3 protein-coding genes are annotated in these 1,061 nt (G+C 61.4%); all 3 read left to right on the plus strand.

Annotated features, from left to right (window positions below):
- The first annotated feature begins 91 nt into the window (after positions 1–91).
- On the plus strand, positions 92–514 hold the full coding sequence (gene arsC / locus EN750_RS35880; RefSeq protein WP_127399389.1) for an arsenate reductase (glutaredoxin): 423 nt from the start codon (positions 92–94) through the stop codon (positions 512–514).
- Between the two features lie 63 nt (positions 515–577).
- On the plus strand, positions 578–898 hold the full coding sequence (locus EN750_RS35885; protein WP_127383332.1) for a metalloregulator ArsR/SmtB family transcription factor: 321 nt from the start codon (positions 578–580) through the stop codon (positions 896–898).
- A 53-nt stretch (positions 899–951) separates the two neighbouring features.
- The coding region (locus tag EN750_RS35890; protein WP_210212800.1) for an FAD-dependent oxidoreductase at positions 952–1,061 on the plus strand (110 nt) is incomplete at its 3' end.

Below are 1,061 nucleotides of genomic sequence, written 5' to 3' on the forward strand. Positions count from 1 at the left end.
TGTCGGTGGTGTGGATCGTGAACCGCAGCAAGGGCTGGTACGAGAAGGGCGGCGCCGTCCGGAATACCATGTCGACCGGGAAGGCCTCGAAATGACTATCACCATCTATCACAATCCCGATTGCGGCACGTCGCGCAACACGCTGGCCATCATCCGGCAGTCGGGCGAGGAGCCGGAGGTGATCGAATATCTGAAGACGCCGCCGTCGCGACAAAGGCTGGTCGAACTGATCGCCGCGATGGGCATCATACCGCGAGACCTGCTGCGCGAGAAGGGCACCCCCTATGCCGAACTCGGCCTTGCCGACCCGAAATGGTCCGACGAGCAGATCCTCGATTTCATGCTGGCACATCCGATCCTGATCAACCGGCCGATCGTGGTCAGCCCGCTCGGCGTCGTCCTTGCACGGCCGTCGGAAAAGGTGCTGGACATCCTGCCCAACCCGGAGATCGGCGCGTTCACCAAGGAGGATGGCGAGGTGGTCACAGGCGCCTTGGGCAAACGCGCCGGCTGATGCTATTTCCATAATTTTCGAAATTAAGTTGACGGCGCGAAAAGTGCCGCGTAGTTTATTTCCATGAAACTCGAAAAAGCAGCCGTCCAGCTTGAAGCACTCGGCAATCCGACGCGGCTTCAGCTCTATCGTATCCTGGTGCGCGCCGGTGATGACGGGCTTGCCGTCGGCAGTGTCCAGGAAAAACTGGACATCCCGTCATCGACGCTGTCGCATCACCTCAAGCGGCTGGTCGACACCGGCTTGGTGACGCAGGAGCGGCAGGCGACGACGCTGATCTGCCGCGCCAACTATCCCGGCATGAATGCGCTGATCGGCTATCTCGCCGACGAGTGCTGCGCCGATGCCGCCTGCGCACCCGCCGTCGGCAAAGCACTGGCTTGATTTTTTTGCGCTTATAATTCGAACATACCGGAAGGATGGAACCTATGGACGTGATGGCAAACCTTCCCGTCGCGGTGATCGGCGCCGGCCCGGTCGGACTGGCAGCCGCGGCGCATCTGGTCGAGCGCGGCATCACTCCGCTCGTCCTGGAACGCGGCGAAAG

Source organism: Mesorhizobium sp. M7A.F.Ca.ET.027.03.2.1, assembly GCF_003999175.1.
Classification (GTDB): domain Bacteria; phylum Pseudomonadota; class Alphaproteobacteria; order Rhizobiales; family Rhizobiaceae; genus Mesorhizobium.